Here is a 19,218-nt window from a genome sequence, read left to right as displayed (position 1 = left end):
GTGCGATGTCCTTCCGTCCGAGGCAATTTCTGCGGATAATGCACCGGTCCGCCCGGAATGCGACGCCGACCTCTCCCCGGCTAGCGTCGTATCGCTCCACGGCCAGCACAACAATGCTGAGCAAAGAAAACAAACCATACTGTGGATGTTCGCAATTGGCGGGTGGGGCTCCGACGCGTACGCTGTCGGAGTTGATCGTTGCATATCTATCGAGGGAGACACAATGGATCAGGATTTCATCGCCGCTGCGCTGGAGTATCACCGTTCACCGACGCGCGGAAAAATTTCGGTGGTACCCACCAAGGGCTTGACCAATCAGCGCGATCTGGCGCTGGCCTACTCGCCCGGCGTCGCCGCGGCGTGCGAGGCGATTGTCGCCGACCCGGCGCAGGCCAGCGAGCTCACCTCGCGCGGCAACCTGGTGGGGGTGATCACCAACGGCACCGCCGTGCTTGGCCTGGGCAATATCGGCCCGCTGGCCTCCAAGCCGGTCATGGAAGGCAAGGGCTGCCTGTTCAAGAAGTTTGCCAACATCGATGTGTTCGACATCGAGCTCGACCAGAACGACCCGGACAAACTCATCGAGGCGATTGCGGCGCTCGAGCCGACGCTGGGCGGCGTCAACCTGGAAGATATCAAGGCGCCCGAGTGCTTCTACATCGAGCAAGAGCTGCGCAAGCGCATGAAGATCCCGGTCTTTCATGACGATCAGCACGGCACCGCCATTATTTCTGCCGCGGGGGTCATCAACGGCCTGAAAGTGGTCGGCAAGGACATTGGCCAGGTAAAACTGGTGTGTTCGGGCGCCGGCGCCGCCGCCATCGCCTGCCTAGACTTGATGGTCTGCCTCGGCCTCAAGCGCGAAAATGTCTACGTGTGCGATTCGCGTGGCGTGATTCGTGTCGGCCGCGATGCCAACATGGAGGCCAACAAGGCCCGCTACGCGCAGCAGACCGAGCTCACCACGCTGGGTGAAGTCATCGAAGGCGCTGACATTTTCCTCGGTCTGTCGACCGCGGGCGTGCTCAAGGCCGAGATGGTCGCGCGCATGGCGAATCAGCCGCTGATCTTCGCGCTGTCGAATCCGACGCCCGAAATCATGCCCGAAGAAGCCAAGGCCGTCCGTCCGGATGCGATCATCGCCACCGGCCGTTCGGACTACCCCAACCAGGTCAACAACGTCCTGTGCTTCCCCTTCATCTTCCGTGGTGCGCTCGACGTGGGCGCCACCACCATCACCGAAGAGATGAAGCTGGCCTGCGTCAAAGCCATTGCCGAACTGGCCGAAGCCGAGCAGAGCCATGCCGTGGCGGCGGCTTACGCCGGTGTCGATCTCAGCTTCGGCCCCGAATACATCATTCCCAAGCCCTTCGACCCGCGCCTGATCGTCAAGATCGCGCCAGCGGTGGCGCGTGCGGCGATGGAGTCCGGCGTGGCGACGCGCCCGATTGAGGACTTTGCGGCCTACGTCGAGAGCCTGTCCGACTTCGTCTACACCTCCGGCATCATCATGAAGCCGGTGTTCTCGCAGGCGAAAAAGATCGAGCCGCAGCACAAGCGGGTGATCTACGCCGAAGGCGAAGATCTGCGCGTGCTGCACGCCGTGCGTGCGGTGGTCGAAGAAGGTCTGGCCCGTCCGATCCTGATCGGTCGTCCAGCCGTGATCGCCCGACGCATTACCCGCGCCGGCCTCGACCTGGTCGAGAACCGCGACTTCGACATCGTCAACACCGAAGACGACCCGCGTTACCGCGAGCTGTGGCAGGAATACCATCAGCTGATGGCCCGCGATGGCGTGACCGAAGAAATCGCCCGTGCCAAGCTGCGCCGCGACACCACCCTGATTGGCGCGATGCTGCTGCGCCGGGGCGATGCGGATGCGCTGGTGTGCGGCACCTTCGGTACCTACGAGTATCACCTCCGTCAGGTTGAGGACGTGATCGGCTTGGCGCCGGACGCCAAGCGCTTTGCCACCATGAGCATTTTGCTGCTGCCCAAGCGGGTGCTGGCGATCACCGACACCTATGTGAACGAGAGCCCGGACGCTGAAGAGATTGCCGACATCGCAGCGATGGCGGCGGATGAGATGAAGCGCTTCGGCATCAAGCCAAAAGTCGCGCTGTTGTCGCATTCCAACTTCGGCAGCGCGCGCACCAAGTCGGCACTGAAGATGCGCACCGCGCGCGACCTGCTGGTTGCCAATCGGCCGGATATCGAGTGCGACGGCGAGATGCATGCCGACGCCGCGCTCAATCAGGACATCCGCAACAGCGCCAATCCCGAGTCCAGCCTGATCGGTGAAGCCAACCTGCTGGTGATGCCGAACATCGATGCGGCCAACATCAGCTTCAATTTGTGCAAGCTGGCCAACAGCGACGGCGTCACGGTGGGGCCGATCCTGCTCGGCGCCGACAAGTCGGTGCACATCCTGACCTCGTCGGCCACGGTGCGTCGTCTGGTCAACATCACGGCCCTGGCCGTGGTCGATGCCGCGGAGCACCGCGCACGCTGATCGCGTGATCGATGCAATACGAAACGGGGTGCCTTCGGGTGCCCCGTTTTTTATGATCCGCGGCGGTCAGTGTTGGCCAGCGACACCGACAGCGCGCCTTTGAAATCGCAGAGGGCTAGAATGAGCCTTCGATTTCAATCCGTGCCCCGATCATGACGTGTCGTCTTGCTTCCATTTTAGGTGCCGCCGCACTGCTGCTGGGGGCGTTGCCCGCCAACGCCGAGCGGCTGCTGTCGGCCGAGCGGACGCATGCCAGCGTCGGCCAGGCCTTTGTGTTGACGGTGGTGGAAACGGGCGCGCAAGCGAGCCTGCCCGAGCAACTGGATGCGACGCTGACGCTCGGCGGTCGCAAGCTCACCGTGCAGCTCACGGCCCAGGCGGCGGCGGTTGGCGCGACCCGGCGCTACGGTTTCGAGTGGCCGGTCGAGGTGCTGGGCCTGTCGGTGCTCAGCTTGAACGACGACAGCCGCGCGCAGTTAATGGTGCTGGCCGAGCGTCCGGGCTGGAGCGCCGGGCAAGATCCGCTCGCCCGGCAGCAAGCTTTGCCGGGGGGCGAGGGCGTAGCCGCCCCCGTCCCCGCCGCACAGGTCGCGGCGGATGTCATTCCGGCCAAGCCGGCGCTGTCCTTTTACGACCCGATGTATTTCATCTTTGGCGCCAACAGCGGCGCATCGGCGCGCTTCCAACTGAGCTTCAAGTACCGTTTGTTTGATGACGAAGGCGCGGTGGTCGGCATGCTGCCGTTTTTTGAAGGCCTGCATTTCGGCTATACCCAGACCTCGCTGTGGGATCTGGATTCCGACTCGGCGCCGTTCCGCGACACCAGTTATCGGCCGGCGCTGTTCTATGAGTGGGACGTCCCCGTCGCCGCGGGCAGTCGTCACCAGAGTTGGCTGCGCGCCGGCATCGAGCACGAGTCCAACGGGCGCGACGGCGAGAAGTCGCGCAGCATCAACATCGCCTTCGTGCAGGCCGACTGGCAGTATCGCCTCGGTGAAGGCAAGAGCCACATCGGTGTTACGCCGAAGCTGTGGGGCTATCTTGAGAAATCCGACAACCCGGACATCCATCGCTATCGCGGCTACGGCGAGTTGGGGCTGCGCTTTGGTCGCGACGACGGCTGGCTGGCCAAACTGATGCTGCGTCGGGGCAAGGGCGGGGTGGGTACCTCGCAGGTGGATGTGTCCTACCCCTTGCGGCAAAGTATTTTTTCGTCGGTTGGCGCTTTCCTTCATCTGCAATACTTTGATGGTGAGGGCGAGACCTTGCTGGACTACCAGCGTGCCGGCCAACCACAATTGCGGATTGGCGTTTCGATCGTCCGTTGAGCGCAGGAGAACCTGTATGAACCATGCTATTCGCTTCCACGAAACCGGCGGCCCCGAGGTCTTGCGTTGGGAGGCGGTCGATGTGCCGCCCCCGGCCGCAGGCGAAGTCACCCTGCGTCAGCACGCCGTGGGCCTCAACTTCATCGATACCTATCACCGCAGCGGGCTGTATCCGGTGCCGCTGCCCTCGGGCATCGGACTCGAGGGCGCGGGGGAGGTCACCGCGGTGGGCGAGGGCGTCACCGAGTTGCGCGTCGGCGATCGTGTGGCCTACGCCGGCGGCCCGATCGGTGCCTACGCCCAGCAACGCAACATGCCGGCCGACCGGCTGGTGAAGTTGCCCGAGGCCATCAGTTTCGATCAGGGCGCGGCCATGATGTTGCAGGGGATGACCGCCCAGTATTTGCTGCGGCAGACCTACCGGGTGCAGCCGGGCGACACCATCCTCATTCATGCCGCCGCGGGTGGCGTTGGGCTGATCGCCTGCCAGTGGGCCAAGGCGCTGGGCGCGACGGTGATCGGCACCGTGGGCTCGGATGAAAAAGCGGCGCTGGCCAAGGCGCATGGCTGCGATCACACGATTCTCTACAATCGCGAAAAATTCGCCGACCGGTTGCGCGAGATCACCGGCGGCAAGGGCGTACCGGTGGTGTACGACTCGATCGGCAAGGACACCTTCATGGATTCGCTCAGCTGCTTGCGGCCGCGGGGCATGATGGTCACCTACGGCAACGCCACCGGGCCGGTCGCCCCCTTCGACCTCAGCCTGCTGGCCAAGATGGGTTCGCTGTTCGTGACCCGGCCGACGCTGTTTGGCTACGCCGCCGAGCGGGCCGATCTGGTGGCCATGGCCAACGAGTTGTTCGACGTTGTGAGCAGCGGCAAGGTGAAGATCGAGGTTCGCCAACGCTATGCGCTGGCCGATGCGGCCGAGGCGCACCGCGACCTGGAAGCGCGCAAGACCACCGGGTCGACCGTGCTGGATCCGGCGTGATGCGGCGTGGGCGTCGTTGGGCGCTCATGGTGCTGATGGCGCTCGCCATGGGCGCGCAGGCGGCCGACCCGATGCCAAGCCCGGCCGGCACGGCACATCTCAAAGCCGAGCGGGTGCGCATCGAGCGTGCCTTCGTCGATGAAGTTGCCGGTATTGCCGGCGCGACGCCGGCGCAGGTGCGGCGGGGCATGCCCAAGGGCCCGCGCATCACCGATACCGGTCGTAGGGTCACTGAAAGCCTTGAGCATCAAACTGGTCGGGCGCTGAGCGATGAGCAGCGCGCCGCTATTCACGCCGCCGATGCGCGGCGTGAAGCGGCGCTGGCTCGCGCCCGTGCCGACGCGGCTCAGCGCTGACCGGGCGCCGCGACAAAAAGGAAAGCACACATGGATTTACCCGCACACCAACTGACCATGACGGTGTTGATGACCCCCGAGATGGCGAATTTCTCGGGCAAGGTGCACGGCGGCGCCGTGCTCCGCCTGCTCGATCAGGTGGCTTATGCCTGTGCCAGCCGCTACGCCGCGCGTTATGTAGTGACGCTGTCGGTCGACCAGGTGATGTTCCGCGAGCCGATCATTGTCGGCGAGCTGGTCACTTTTCTGGCCAGCGTGAACTACACCGGCAAGTCGTCGATGGAAGTGGGCATCAAGGTCATGGCCGAGAACATCCGCACTCAGGATGTGCGCCACGCCAATAGCTGCTTCTTCACCATGGTGGCGGTGGACGACGATGGCAAGCCCGCGCCCGTGCCGCCGTTGCGGCCGTTCAGCCCCAAGGAAAAGCGGCGCTTCGAGGCCGCCGAGGCCCGCAAGGCCTTGCGCCACGAGCTGGAAAAGCGCTTTGCCGAAACCCACGGTCACGAGGAAAAGCGCTGACACGTCGCGCACGCCCTTCGATGCCGGCGTGGTGCTGAACGCTGGCGGCGTCGCGATGCCATCTCATTCGTCTGGTGTATAAGGAGCGCATGCCCGCATCCCGTATCCCGACGCCCGAGGAGTTTGCCGACGCCTTGTTTGCGCGCGTGCCCGTCATCTGGGCGACGGTCGGGCTGATCGCCGCGAATCTGTTGATCTTCGTCGGGCTGGCCCTGAATGCCGGTGCGCTGTGGCATATTCCCGGCGCCTTGCTGGCCGACTGGGGTGGCAACTATGCGGTGCAAACCCATGGCGGGCAGCCATGGCGGCTGATCAGCGGCACCTTCCTGCATGGCGGCCTGTTGCATGTGTCGCTCAACATGATTGCGCTCTATCAGGGCGGGCAATTGGCCGAGCGGGTGTTTTGCTCGCGGCCCTTTCTGTGGATCTATCTGGCCTGCGGCATCGTGGCCAGCGTGGCCAGCGTGTGGTGGCGGCCGAGCGGCTTGAGCATTGGCGCCTCGGGCGCGGTGTTTGGCGTGTTTGGCGCCTTGCTCGGCTATGTGCTGGTTTCCCGGCATGCCATCCCCGCACAGACCGCACGGCGCTTGCGGCGCGGTTTGCTGATTTTCATTGCCTACTCGCTGGCGGCGGGGCTGCTGATTCCGGGTATCGACAACGCGGCGCATCTGGGTGGCTTGCTGACCGGCATCGTGCTCGGTGCCGCGCTGGCGCCCGTGAGCCGGGCGGCGCCGGGCGGACGAGGTCGCGCCGGACTCGGCGCTGTTGCAGTGGTGGTCGCGGCGCTGGCCTTGTGGGTCACGGTGACGCCGCCGCATCGCCCGGCGCCGGCGGTGGGGTCCTTGCCGGTGGCCTTGCAGCAGCAATTGTCGGAGACGGAGTACCGCCTGGTGACGCGTCACCATCTGGTGCTCGATGCCTTGCGCAGCGGCCAGATGTCGACTGAGGAAGGTTTGCGGGTGATCGAGACCGAGCTGATGCCCGGCTGGGCCGAACTGGCCGATGCGCTGGATGCGGCGCCGGCCAACGCCTGGCAGGCGCCGGTGTTTGCGCGCTATGCGCGTCTTCGGCGGGAGGCGCTGCAGGCGCTGACGATGGGGATGGAAACCGGCGATCCGCGCTGGCTGGAGCTGTCGAACGCGCTACAGGCGTCTGCCGATACGCAGATCAGTCAGGCCTTGCGGGGCGCGGCGCCGCCACAGGACTGAGCCTTTTTTCCCGGCCCGGCCGGCTGGGTTTTGATGAGATGGTGATGAACGAGTTGCTCGACGCGCTGGCGTTTTCCTTTTCGGTGACCGGACCGATCTTTGTCGTGCTGGCCCTGGGCGTTGGCCTGATGCGGGTGGGGCTGTTGAACGACAATTTTGTCGATACCGGCGCGAAGCTGGTGTTCAACGTTGCCTTGCCAGCGCTGTTGTTCATCAGCATCAGCAAAACCCGCTTTGAGGCGGCGGCCAATTTCGGCCTGATCGGGCTCGGGTTGGTGGGGACCTTGGCAATTTTTGTTGCGCTGGAGTGGGGCGCGCGGCGTTGGGTGGCGACGCCGACTGACCGCGGGGTGTTCGTGCAGGGCTGTTTTCGCTCGAACATGGGCATCATTGGCCTGGCATTGTGCGTCAATGCTTATGGCGAGGCAGGCCTGGTCGCCGCGTCGCTCTACCTCGGTTTGGTGACTATCTTGTTCAACGTGTTGGCGGTGATGACGCTCAGCCGTTCGCTGAACACCCATCGAAGTGCCGGGCAGCTGATCAAGGGAATTGTCCGAAATCCGCTGATCATCGGCATCGTGGCGGCCTTGCCGGTGTCGTGGGCGGGCATCGAGTTGCCGGCGTTGGTGCTGCAGTCTGGGCAGTATTTTGCCAACCTGTCCTTGCCGCTGGCATTGTTGTGCACCGGTGCGGCCCTGGACTTTGGCCAGTTGCGCCGTGATGTGCGTACCACTTTGGTGGTGGGCGGCATCAAGCTGGTGGCGGTGCCGCTGGTGTTTGTGGTGTGCGGCCTGATCGCCGGCTTCCGTGGGGTGGATCTGGGCGTGTTGATGCTGATGTCCGGTGCCCCAACGGCTGCCGCGAGTTATGTGATGGTGCGCGCCATGGGCGGCAACGCGGTGCTGGCGGCCAACATCATTGCCGTGACCACCCTGGGTTCAATCCTGACCACCAGTGTGGGCGTGCTGGTGTTGCGGGCTGCGGGGCTGATGTAGGTGGCGCGCTTGCTATGACAGCCGCCCGCGCGACGGGGAGGCGATCAGCAGGTCGACATCGTGCACATCGAGTGGCTTCGAATACAGGTAGCCCTGAGCGTCGGCACAGCCACGCGCGCGCAGAAATTGCTGCTGAGCCGGGGTTTCGACACCTTCGGCAAGCAATGCCAGTCCGAGGCTGCCGGCCATGGCGATGATGGCTTCTGTGACGGCCACGTCGTTGGCGTCGTCTGGCAGATCCTGAACAAAGGAACGATCGATCTTGATGCGGTCGATCGGCAGGTGCTTGAGCAGTGATAGTGACGAGAAGCCGGTGCCGAAATCGTCGATCGAGATCATGACGCCGAGCGCCTTGAGCCGGCCAAGCAGTTCGCGACTGCGATCGACCGACTGCAGTGTGCTTTCGGTGATCTCCAGTTCCAGCTGCGCGGCCGGAAAACCGGTGGCCGCGAGCGTATCGCGGACGATGGTATCGAAATCGCCCGCGCGCATCTGCCGGGCGGAGACGTTGACGGCCAGTCGCAGGTCGGTAAAGCCAGCCGCGATCCAGGTGTTGGCCTGCGCGCAGGCGGTGTGCAGTACCCAGCTGCCGATGTAGTCAATCAGGCCGGACTCCTCGGCGACCGGGATGAAGCGGTCCGGTTCGATGCGTCCATGGGTCGGTTCATCCCAGCGGATCAGTGCCTCGAAACCTAGCAGCTGGCCGTCTTCGAGGCGCACGACGGGCTGATAGTTCAGCACAAACTGCTCGTCGGCAATGGCGCGAAGCAGGCCTTGCTCGATGTAAAGTCGCTCCATGGCACGATCGGCCATTTCGGAAGAATAGAAGGCGAAGCGGTTTCGGCCGTGCTCTTTGGCGCCGTACATGGCGCTGTCGGCCGCCTTGATCATGTCGTTGAAATCGGTGGCATTGTCCGGATAGACGGCAATGCCGATGCTGGCCGAGACACTGAGACGCTCGTGTTCGAGTTCGACGACCGAGCGGATTTCGCACAGCAGTTTTTCGGCCAGGCTGGCGCAGTCTTCGAGCCGGGCGACTTCCGGCACGACCACCAGAAACTCATCGCCGCCGAGCCGGATGGCGGTGTCGGTCCGTCGCAACACGCGAAGGATGCGTCGCGCGACTTCGCTCAGTAGTTGGTCGCCGGTCGCGTGGCCCATGGTGTCGTTGATCAGTTTGAATCCGTCGAGGTCGATGAACAGCACTGCCATGCGACTGCCATTCTGGTTGGCGCGTTCGATTTCCTTCTCGATGGTGTCTTCGAGCATGTTGCGGTTGCCCAGGCCGGTCAGCGTGTCGTGAAAAGCCAGGTGGTTGATTTGCGCTTCGGCACGGCGCAAGGCGCCGGTGTCGGAGATGGCCAGCACATAGTTGCCGACCTGCCCCTGCGCGTCGCGCACGACGCACAGGTGTTGCCATGAGGGCAGCAGGGTGCCGTCTTTGCGCACACAGGCGACTTCGCCGCTCCAGAAGTCTGAGTCGCTCCCGTTCAGTTTGGCGGCAAAACTGTCGTCGTGGCGTCGGGCGTAGAGGAAGTCGTCCGGCTCACGTGTCAGGACGTCGCTTTCGGAGTAGCCGGTCATTTCGGTGAAGGCCGGGTTGACCGAAACGACACGGCGTTGGGCGTCGAGAATGGCGATCCCCTCGCCGGTGCTGGTAAACACCACGGCGGCCCGTCGCAGATGATCCTCCTGGTTGCGCTGGGCGGTGACGTCCCGGATGACGCCGATGGCGCGGCCCAGATCTCCGTCAGGGCCGGTAAAGGCGCGGGCATGGAAATCGAGCCAGCCGTTGCGACCGGTGTCTGGCGCTTGTCGTAGTTTGACGGTGGTGCGGATGGCCTCGCCCCGAGTCAGGGCGTCGGCGATGGCGGAACGATAGGCAGGTTCGATACGCGTCAGAAACCCGCTGTCAGCATCGTCGAGGGACGCAGGCATGTGACCGAGAATCGCTTCGAACTGCCCCTCGCCGATGAACTCCCTGGCGGCGGCGTCCCATTCCCATACGCCCAGGCCGGCAACGTCGACGGCCAGGCGCAGGCGTTCTTCGCCCTTTTCGACGTCGAGCTCGGCCTGACGGCGGGCCAGGGCCATGCGCACGGTCGCTTGCAGGGCACGCGTCTCCACCGGCTTGACCAGATACCCGTAGGGGCTGCTTTTTTCGGCCTGGTCGAGCATCGACTGGCCCGCGAAGGCGGTCAGGAACAGGACCGGAATATTGTGTTCCTGAAACACTCGCGCCGCCTCGGTACCGTCCATCTTGCCATCGAGATGGATGTCCATGAGGACCAGATCCGGTTTCAGTGACGGCCCATCGGAGACCGCTTGCTCGCCGCTGGAGACAATCTTGATCACGGTATGCCCGAAGGATTCGAGTGTCTGGCAAAGATCGAGTGCGACGATGCGCTCGTCTTCAACAATCATGATTCGGCCGTTCATTTTGCCTCCTGAGGGGTGGTGCTGATTTTTAGCTCGAATCGGGTGCCGTGCTCTCTAAACACCTGCCATTGCCCGCCGGCCTGGTCACTGAGCAGCGGAATGAGTTGCATGCCGAGCGAGCGGCCTGTCCCTGGCGAGACCTCTGACGGCAGGCCGACGCCATCATCGGCCACGGTGATGGCGCAGTGATCGTCGTCGATCGGCGCGAGTGTGACGTTGATGTGACCGCTGCGCCCGTCCGGAAAGGCGTGCTTGATGGCGTTGGTGACCAACTCGTTGACCAGCAGCCCGCAGGGCACGGCGCGCTGCAGGTTGAGATGCACCGGCTCGGCGGCATTGACGTGCAAGCTGAAACGGGCTGGCCCGCTGCGATAGCTCTCTTGCAGCAGCCCGCACAGGCGCTGCAGATAGGTGGCCAGGTCGACCTGCGAGAAGTCGTTGCGCTCATAGAGCAGCTGGTGAATCAGTGCCATTGCCTTGACCCGGCCCTGGCTCTCCGACAGTGCCTGACCGACCGAGGGGGCGGCGTTGCGCGCCTGCAGGTTGAGCAGGCTGGAGATGACCTGCAGGTTGTTCTTCACCCGGTGATGGATCTCGTGCAGCAACACGGTCTTTTCTTCGAGCGAGCGCTCGATCAGTTGCCGGTCGGCCTTGCGCCGGGTAACGTCCTGGATGGTGGCCAACACCATCGTTCCGGTCTCGGTGGGAATCGGGTTGAGCCCGATCTCAACCGGGAATTCGCTACCGTCCTTGCGTCGGGCGTAGAGCTCGCGTCGTCCTGCCATGTCACGTGCGGTCGGATCTGCCAGATAGCCCTGGAACAGCGCGCCATGCGCGCCGCGGTGTCGCTGCGGCATCAGCATCTCGATGATGTTGCCGAGCATCTCGCCGCGGGTGTAGCCGAAGATGTTCTCCATGCCGGTATTGACCAGCACCATGTGACCGTTGGCATCGACCATCGCCAGGCCGTCGGGTGCCGACTCCACCACCTGCCGGAAGCGCTGCTCCGAGCGCTGCAGCGCCGCTTCGCCGGCCTTGCGGTCGCTCACATCGATGGCGCTGTAGATCAGATGGGTGACGGTGCCGCTGTCGTCGTGCACCGGCGAGAGGATCAGGTCGATGGTGAGCACGCTGTTGCCGGCCATGCGTTTTTCAATATCGAAACGCGGCGTGGCGCCCGCAGCGGCACTGCGCACCGCCCGGGCAATGCGGTGGGCGGTCTCCGGTTCAAGGTTCCACCAGTAACAGTCCCAGAACTTACGACCGCGCACGTCGTCGAGCGTGATACCGGCGGCTTCAAGAGAGGCGCGATTTGCCTCAAGCACGGTGCCGTCCGGGGCCAACACGCCGACGAAGGTGAAGATATGGTCAAGAATACTGTGGGCTTGAGGCGCACTGGCGGGGGCGGGGGCAGGGGCGGGGTCGATCAGCAAGAGCATGTTGCCATCGGCCAGCGGCTGACACCGGCAGCGCAGTAGGTTGCTCGTCGCGGCCGCCGTGCCGGCCATCAGATCTGCGCTCTGAGGCAGGCCTTGCGCTTGTACGCGCTGCAGCAGGGCCATCAGCCCGGCCGAATCCACCGGCGACAGCGCGTCGCAGGGCTGGCCTTGCCATTGTGCATCCGGCTCCGGGAGCAGGCGGGAAAAGGCCGCGTTGGCGTCAGCGTATTGCCCGCGTGCGCTGATCACAGCAGCCGGCATCGGCAACGCCGAAAGCGGCACTGTCGGTGCGCGCTCTATGCCTGAGTCAATCCCGGCAGGCCCGCCCGGTCGGGCTGGCTCGCGTGGGTCCATCAGCATGCTTCTCTCCTGGGGCCCGTCTGTCGTTGCCGATGACCTCATACGGCGGCGGGTCCTGCGGATTCCTTATTGTTTCTTTGCGCCGTCGGGATCGAGCCCGGCAGTCGGTCTGGCGCTTCACTCAGAAGCGCTTCCAGACGGTGTCACTATAGCCGGTTGAGCCAAGCTGGGTAAAATTTGGCCCGCTCTCGATCCGACGAACGGCTGTGTGGTGCGATCGGCTGTTGTTGGGGGCGGATTCCGGATGTCGGACTGTGGTGTACCGGCAACGCCCAGGGGCGTTTGCGCGGTAGAATTCTGCCCCATGAGCACGCCCACCGAACCCCGCTTCATCCATCTTCGTCTGCACACCGAATACTCGATTTCCGACGGGATCGTGCAGGTCGGCCAAGCCATTTCCCGCGCTGCTGCCGACGGTATGCCGGCGCTGGGCATTTCCGATCTGGCCAACTTGTTCGGCATGGTCAAGTTCTACAAGGGCGCGCGCGGCAAGGGGGTCAAGCCGATCATTGGCGTGGACGCCTGGATCACCAATGATACCGACCGCGACAAACCCGGCCGGGTGCTGCTGATCTGCCGCAACCGCAAGGGCTACGGCCAGTTGTGCGAGCTGCTGACCGAGGCTTATCGCACCAATAAATACCGCGGCCGTGCCGAGATGCGCGCCGAGTGGTTCGATAATGGCGCGGCCAGCGACCTGATCTGCCTGTCCGGCGCCATGCTCGGTGACGTCGGTCAGGCGCTGCTCAACGGCAACGCCGCGGCGGCCGAGCAATGCGCACGAGCCTGGGCGGCGCGCTTTCCGGGCGGCTATTACATCGAGGTGCAGCGGGCCGGGCATCCGGGGTCTGAAACCTATCTGCGTGCGGCGGTGAAGCTGGCGGGCGAACTGGGTTTGCCGGTGGTGGCGACGCACCCGGTGCAGTTTCTCAGTCGCGATGACTTCAAGGCACACGAAGCGCGGGTATGTATCTCGCAGGGCTATGTGCTGGCCGACAAACGCCGGCCCAAGGACTTCACCGAAGAGCAGTACCTCAAGAGCCAGGACGAGATGGCCGAGCTCTTTGCCGACCTGCCCGAGGCACTGGCCAACAGCATCGAGATCGCCAAGCGCTGCTCGCTCACCGTGCAGCTGGGCAAGAACTTTCTGCCGCAATTTCCCACGCCCGAGGGGATGACGCTGGACGACTTTCTCGTCGCCGAGGCCAAGGCCGGGCTGGAAGTGCGGCTCAAGGAGCTGTATCCGAACGAGGTCGAGCGCGAGGCCCAGCGTGAGCGCTACTTCGACCGGCTCAAGTTCGAGACCGACACCATCGTGCAGATGGGCTTTCCGGGCTACTTCCTGATTGTGGCGGACTTCATCAACTGGGCCAAACACAATGGTGTGCCGGTTGGTCCGGGGCGGGGGTCGGGTGCCGGTTCGCTGGTGGCCTACAGCCTGCGCATTACTGATCTGGACCCGCTCGAATACGCGCTGCTGTTCGAACGCTTCCTGAACCCCGAGCGGGTCTCGATGCCTGACTTCGACATCGACTTCTGTCAGGACAACCGCTACAAGGTGATCGAGTACGTGCGCGACACTTACGGTGCCGATGCGGTGAGCCAGATCGCCACTTTTGGCACCATGGCCTCGAAAGCGGTGGTGCGCGACGTTGGCCGCGTGCTCGATTTACCCTATGGCTTGTGCGATCGACTCTCCAAGTTGATCCCGGTGGTGCAGAACAAGCCGCTGTCGCTCAATGATGCGCGCGACCAGGAACCGCAGATCAACGACTTGATGGCCGACCCCGGCGACGGCGAGTCGATCCAGGAGTTGTGGAGCCTGGCCGAACCGCTCGAAGGTTTGTCGCGCAACGTCGGCATGCACGCCGGTGGCGTGTTGATCGCGCCAGGCAAGCTCACCGACTTCTGCCCGCTCTATATCGCCGACGGCGACGACGCCACGCCGGTGTCGCAGTTCGACAAGGATGACGTTGAGGCGGTGGGGCTGGTGAAGTTCGACTTTCTCGGCCTGCGCAACCTGACCATTCTTGAGCTGGCGGTCGATTATGTCGAACGTCTGTCGGGCGAGCGGCCAGACCTGGCCGGCCTGAGCTTTGACGACCCCGCCGCCTACCAGATTCTGAAAGACGCCAACACCACGGCGATCTTCCAGGTCGAATCGGACGGCATGAAGAAGCTGCTCAAAAAGCTCGGCCCCGACCGCTTTGAAGACATCATCGCCGTGCTTGCGCTCTATCGGCCGGGGCCGCTCGGCTCGGGCATGGTGGACGACTTCATCCTGCGCAAGAAGGGTCAGCAGTCGATCGACTTCTTCGACGACGCACTCAAGGCCTGCCTGGAGCCGACCTACGGCGTGATCGTGTATCAAGAGCAGGTGATGCAGATCTCGCAGATCATCGGCGGCTACACGCTCGGTGGCGCTGACATGCTGCGCCGCGCGATGGGCAAGAAGAAGGCCTCGGAGATGGCGCACCACCGCGAGATCATGCGCGAGGGGGCCAAGAAGCAAGGCTTCGCCGAAGAACTGGCGATGCAGCTGTTCGATCTGATGGAGAAGTTCGCCGAGTACGGCTTCAACAAGTCGCACACCGCGGCCTATGCGGTGGTCACCTACCACACCGCCTGGCTCAAGGCGCACCACTGCGCCGCCTTCATGGCCGCCACGCTGTCGTCGGATCTCGATCAGACCGATACGATCAAGATTTTCTACGAAGACGCGATCTCGCCGGTTAACAAACTGGTCATGCTGCCGCCGGACGTGAATGAATCGGACTACCGTTTCGTACCGGTCGACCGCAAAACCATTCGCTACGGCCTGGGTGCGATCAAGGGCGCGGGTGAGCCGGCGGTGCGGGCCATCATCAAGGCGCGCGAGGGCAAACCCTTCACGGATCTGTTTGATTTCTGCGAGCGGGTGGATCGGCGTTCGGTGAACCGCCGCGCGGTCGAGGCGCTGATCCGCGCCGGCGCCTTTGATGCCCTTGATGCTGATCGCGCCAAGCTCATCGCCACGGTGCCGGTGGCCATGGAGGCGGCCGAGCAGATCGCAGCCAATGCCATGCAGGGCGGCCTGTTCGATGCCCTGCCCGACGCTGGCGGGCCGATGGCCGACTACGCCAAGGTGCGGCCGTGGACCGAGCGGGAGCGGCTCAAGGAAGAAAAGACCGCCATCGGCTTCTTCCTGTCCGGCCACCCCTTCAACAGCTTCAAGGCCGAGGTGCGCCGCTTTGTGCGTCGTCCATTGTCGCAGGTCGAGCCCAGTCGCGATCTGGTGACCATGGCCGGTGTGGTGATGGATGTGCGCATGAAGATGACCGCGCGCGGCAAAATGGCCTTCGTGGTGCTCGACGATGGTACGGCGGTGCGTGAGATTTCGGTGTTCAACGAGTTGTACGAATCGCGCCGCGCCAAGATCGTGGTCGACGAAATCCTGATCGTCGACGGCAAGGTCAGCAATGACGACTTTACCGGCGGCTTCCGCATCATCGCCGATAGCCTGATGACCCTGGCCGAGGCGCGCGGCCGCTTTGCGCAGCGCCTGGAGATCAGCCTCAACGGCGAGGTGGCTGAGGCCGGCAGTGCCAGTGCTGCGGCGCAGCGCCTGGAAAACCTGCTCGCGCCGTATCGCGACGAGTCCTGCCCGGTGCTGGTGCGTTATCGCAATGCCGACGCCCAGGGCGATCTGCCGCTCGGCGCCGGCTGGCGGGTGCGTCTGGAAGACTCGCTGCTCGACAGCCTGCGCGAATGGTTGCCGGCCGAGGCGGTCGAGGTGCGCTACCGCTAACGGCGCAGCGTGCTGGGCGCGGTGAGCAAGGCCAGCGTGGTCTCGGCGTTCATTGGCGCCCCCATCAGTTGGCCCTGTGCGAGGTGGCAGCCGGCGGCCAGCACGCCACGGCGCTGGGCATCCGTTTCAACGCCTTCGGCCAGCACCTCGATGCGCATGCTCTGACCCAGCTCGATCAGTGCACGTACAATGGCCGCGTCGTCTCCAGTGTGTTCCATGGCCTGGATAAAACGCCGGTCGATTTTCAGACGATCGATCTGATAGCGGCGCAAATGGGCCAGCGAGCTGTAGCCGATGCCGAAGTCGTTGATCACCAGGCGCACGCCCATGGCCTTGAGCGAGTTCAGGATCGCGGTGACTTCCGGCCCGCCCTGCAGCAGCGGCGATTCGCTCAGTTCCAGCTCCAGCCGCGCGGCCGGCACCTGTGTGCGGGCGAGCACGGCGCGCACCGCCTCGACCAGGCCTTCGCGGCGAAAGTGCAGCGAGGACAGATTCACCGCGACGCCGACCTCGGTCGCGCCATGCGCTTGCCAGATCGAGAGCTCGTGGCAGGCGTGTTCGAGCACCCAGTAATCCAGGTCGACTATCAGCCCACAGCCTTCGGCGACGGGGATGAAGCTGTCGGGCAGAATGTCACCCAGCACCGGGCTGTGCCAGCGACACAAGGCTTCCATGGCCACCACGCGGCCATCGTCAATGCGCGTTAGGGGCTGGAACAGCAGACTGAGTTCGCCGTTGGCAATGGCGCCGCGCAGGTGGTGCTCCATGTTCAGTCGCTGCTCTGCCCGCGTGTTCATCGCCTCGGTGAAATACCGGAAGGCGTTTCGACCACTGGCCTTGGCGTGATAGAGCGCGGTGTCGGCGTGTTGACGCAGGTCTTTGGCCGAGCGGGCGTCGTTCGGGCACAGCGCGATGCCGATACTGAAAGAGCTCAGCACTTGGTGGCCTTCGAGGTCGAAGGGCGAGGCCAGCGAGGCGAGTATCTTGCGCGCCACCTGGCCCGCCTGCTCCGCATCGACGAGGTCGGTCAGCACCACCATGAATTCGTCGCCCGACAGGCGACCGACGCTGTCCGATTCGCGCACGCAGCCGGTCAATCGGGTCGCTACCTGTTGCAGCAGCAGGTCGCCAACGCCATGGCCAAAGGTGTCGTTGACCGTTTTGAAGCGGTCGAGGTCGAGAAATAGCAGGGCGACGATCGCTCGGTGGCGCTGGCTGCGGTGTAGCGCCTGATTCAGCCGGTCAGTCATCAGGCTGCGATTGGGCAGGCCGGTGAGCGCGTCATGCTGTGCCAGATGCGACATGCGCGTGGCTTCGGTCTTGGCCGCGGTGATGTCGGAGAACACCGCCACATAGTGGGAGATGTGACCCGAGGCATCGTCGACCGCGCTGATCGACAGGCGCTCGGCAAACAGGTGGCCGCGCTTGTGGCGGTTCCAGATTTCGCCCGACCAGCGACCGCTGCGGTGAATGCTGTCCCACATGGCGGTGTAGAAGGCCGCGTCATGTTGGCCAGAGCGTAGCAGCGCCGGGCTGTGGCCGATCACCTCGTCCAGGCGATAACCGGTGAGTCGGGTGAAGGCCGGGTTCACCCGCAGGATCATGCCCTCGGTGGTGGTGATCATGATCGCGTCGGGGCTGTGCTCGATCGCCTTGTCGGCTAGGCGCAGGCGGGCATCGGTCTGACGCTGGTGGGTTACGTCGGCGACCGTGGTGACCACGCCCATGCCGGCGCCGGTGAGGTCGATCGGCCGCGCATGCAGCTTGAGCCATAGGCGCGCGCCGTTGGGTTGGGTGACGTTGAACTCGGCTTCATGGCGTTGGCCGTCAGCGAGGCATTGCTGGGGCGGTAAATTGTGGGCCGGACAAACCTGGCCACTTGCCCGCAGGAACCTCACCGGCGGGCGATCAAGATGAAAGCCGGCCATTTGCACCGGATCGAGACCAAAGATGCGCGCCGCGGCTGCGTTGCTCGCCAGCGTTTCGCCGCTGGCGGCACTGATGATGACCCCCTCGTCGAGGGCGGCCATGACGGTGTGCAGTGCCGCGAGCTCACCCGTGGCGTCTGACACGGCATTGGCGTCGGCGCGCGCGGGTGGCTGCGCCCGGATGTCCAGCACGGTGTCGGCCAATGAGGCAGCTGCGGCATGGTGTTGGTGGGCATCGTCGAGCATTTGACGATTCGTTCGCCGGCGCTGGGCGACGGAGCACAGCGCCAGGGTTGCCAGGACGCCCACTGTCACCGCGCCGGTCAGCAACAGCGGCGGTGCGTCAAGCGCAACACTGGTGTGCGCCAAGAGCTCGCTCGGCGCGACAACACCGGTCAGTCCGGCGATGGCGCGAAGCCGTGTTGCCGAAGCGTGTGTGTGGCGGATGTGGACCAGCATGGCAGTGCTCCTGTGTGCCCTCCCAGTTCCATCATCTGCCTGTCGAACAATCGTTTGATTGCGCCATCTCAAAAACGCGGGCGCAAAAAAACGCGGCCCGCAGGCCGCGTTGGGTGCTGCTGATGCGTTTCGCTTACAGCGCGCCGGCGTGCTCATTCAGGTAGGCGGCGACGCCGTCGGTGCTGGCCTTCATGCCGGCTTTGCCTTTGTTCCAGCCGGCCGGGCAGACTTCGCCGTGCTCTTCGGTGAATTGCAGCGCATCGACCACGCGCAGCATTTCGTCGATGTCGCGACCCAGCGGCAGGTTGTTCACCACCTGGTGCTGCACCACGCCGTCGCGGTCGATCAGGAAGGAGCCGCGCAGGGCCACGCCGCCTTCAGCTTCCACGTCAAAGGCACGGCAGATTTCGTGCTTGATATCGGCGACCAGGGTGTAGCCGACGGGGCCGATGCCGCCCTTGGCGACCGGGGTGTTCTTCCATGCCAGGTGCGAGAACTGGCTGTCGATGGACACGCCCAGCACTTCGACGTTGCGCTTCTTGAACTCGTCGAGGCGGTGATCGAAGGCGATCAGCTCGGACGGGCAGACGAAGGTGAAGTCCAGCGGGTAAAAGAACACCACGGCGTATTTGCCTTTGGTGACTTCGGAGAAGGTGATGTCCTTGATCTCGTTGTTGCCGAGCACTGCGGTTGCGGTGAAATCAGGGGCTTTCTTGCCGACCAGAACTGCCATGTTGGTTTCTCTCTTTGTGAGTGTGGGTCAATGGGATGGGCGATTATCCCGAGCGCGGGCGGGGCGCGTCAAATGACGGGCGTATCGGCGTGCGCGGCGGGGGCGCGGGCGTGGGTTGGGTGAACGGTACAATCCATCGGCGATAGTGCGCGACATCG

Annotated in this window: 12 protein-coding genes; 8 read left to right on the top strand and 4 right to left on the bottom strand. The window is 64.2% G+C overall.

Annotation, left to right across the window (positions count from 1 at the left end; genetic code table 11):
* Nucleotides 1-223: 223 nt before the first annotated feature.
* From FHP91_RS18355 to FHP91_RS18325, 7 genes are all read left to right on the top strand, one after another.
* Nucleotides 224-2,512, top strand: coding sequence for an NADP-dependent malic enzyme (locus FHP91_RS18355; protein ID WP_144310961.1), 2,289 nt, complete (start codon nt 224-226; stop codon nt 2,510-2,512).
* A 152-nt stretch (nt 2,513-2,664) separates the two neighbouring features.
* Nucleotides 2,665-3,840, top strand: a complete 1,176-nt coding sequence (locus tag FHP91_RS18350) for a phospholipase A (RefSeq protein ID WP_246116369.1) — start codon at nt 2,665-2,667, stop codon at nt 3,838-3,840.
* 16 nt (nt 3,841-3,856) lie between these two features.
* The gene (locus FHP91_RS18345) at nt 3,857-4,834 is read left to right on the top strand and encodes a quinone oxidoreductase family protein (RefSeq protein ID WP_144310960.1); all 978 of its coding nucleotides are present in this window, start codon (nt 3,857-3,859) and stop codon (nt 4,832-4,834) included.
* Nucleotides 4,834-5,190 (top strand): hypothetical protein, encoded by a 357-nt coding sequence (locus FHP91_RS18340; protein ID WP_144310959.1) that lies wholly within the window; start codon nt 4,834-4,836, stop codon nt 5,188-5,190. Before FHP91_RS18345 ends, FHP91_RS18340 begins: the two co-directional genes overlap by 1 nt.
* 30 nt (nt 5,191-5,220) lie before the next feature.
* Nucleotides 5,221-5,712 carry an acyl-CoA thioesterase gene (locus tag FHP91_RS18335; RefSeq protein WP_144310958.1) on the top strand — a complete coding sequence of 164 codons (492 nt, stop codon included), beginning with the start codon at nt 5,221-5,223 and terminating at the stop codon, nt 5,710-5,712.
* 89 nt (nt 5,713-5,801) lie between these two features.
* Nucleotides 5,802-6,920, top strand: coding sequence for a rhomboid family intramembrane serine protease (locus FHP91_RS18330; RefSeq protein WP_144310957.1), 1,119 nt, complete (start codon nt 5,802-5,804; stop codon nt 6,918-6,920).
* A 44-nt stretch (nt 6,921-6,964) separates the two neighbouring features.
* Complete coding sequence (locus tag FHP91_RS18325) at nt 6,965-7,915, top strand: AEC family transporter (RefSeq protein WP_144310956.1); 951 nt, start codon at nt 6,965-6,967, stop codon at nt 7,913-7,915.
* Nucleotides 7,916-7,927: 12 nt separating this feature from the next.
* Here the strand turns inward: FHP91_RS18325 and FHP91_RS18320 are convergent, their stop codons facing one another.
* Together FHP91_RS18320 and FHP91_RS18315 are read right to left on the bottom strand one after the other, a co-directional pair.
* Complete coding sequence (locus FHP91_RS18320; RefSeq protein WP_144310955.1) at nt 7,928-10,354, bottom strand: two-component system response regulator; 2,427 nt, start codon at nt 10,352-10,354, stop codon at nt 7,928-7,930.
* Nucleotides 10,351-12,147: a PAS domain-containing sensor histidine kinase gene (locus FHP91_RS18315; RefSeq protein ID WP_281281809.1), complete on the bottom strand. Its 1,797-nt coding sequence runs from the start codon at nt 12,145-12,147 to the stop codon at nt 10,351-10,353. Before FHP91_RS18315 ends, FHP91_RS18320 begins: the two co-directional genes overlap by 4 nt.
* A gap of 310 nt (nt 12,148-12,457) precedes the next feature.
* On the opposite strand from FHP91_RS18315, the gene dnaE reads away from it, so the two are divergent.
* Complete coding sequence (dnaE, locus tag FHP91_RS18310; RefSeq protein WP_144310953.1) at nt 12,458-15,940, top strand: DNA polymerase III subunit alpha; 3,483 nt, start codon at nt 12,458-12,460, stop codon at nt 15,938-15,940.
* Here the strand turns inward: dnaE and FHP91_RS18305 are convergent.
* Entirely contained in the window at nt 15,937-18,327 is a 2,391-nt protein-coding gene (locus tag FHP91_RS18305; RefSeq protein WP_186301628.1) for a putative bifunctional diguanylate cyclase/phosphodiesterase, read from the bottom strand. The two genes, dnaE and FHP91_RS18305, sit on opposite strands and share 4 nt — an antisense overlap.
* Before the next feature lie 133 nt (nt 18,328-18,460).
* Nucleotides 18,461-19,060, bottom strand: a complete 600-nt coding sequence (locus FHP91_RS18300; protein ID WP_144179288.1) for a peroxiredoxin — start codon at nt 19,058-19,060, stop codon at nt 18,461-18,463.
* Nucleotides 19,061-19,218 lie beyond the last annotated feature (158 nt).

It is taken from the genome of Denitromonas halophila (assembly GCF_007625155.1).
GTDB classification, from domain to species: domain Bacteria; phylum Pseudomonadota; class Gammaproteobacteria; order Burkholderiales; family Rhodocyclaceae; genus Nitrogeniibacter; species Nitrogeniibacter halophilus.
This window is presented reverse-complemented; position numbering and strand designations above follow the sequence as displayed.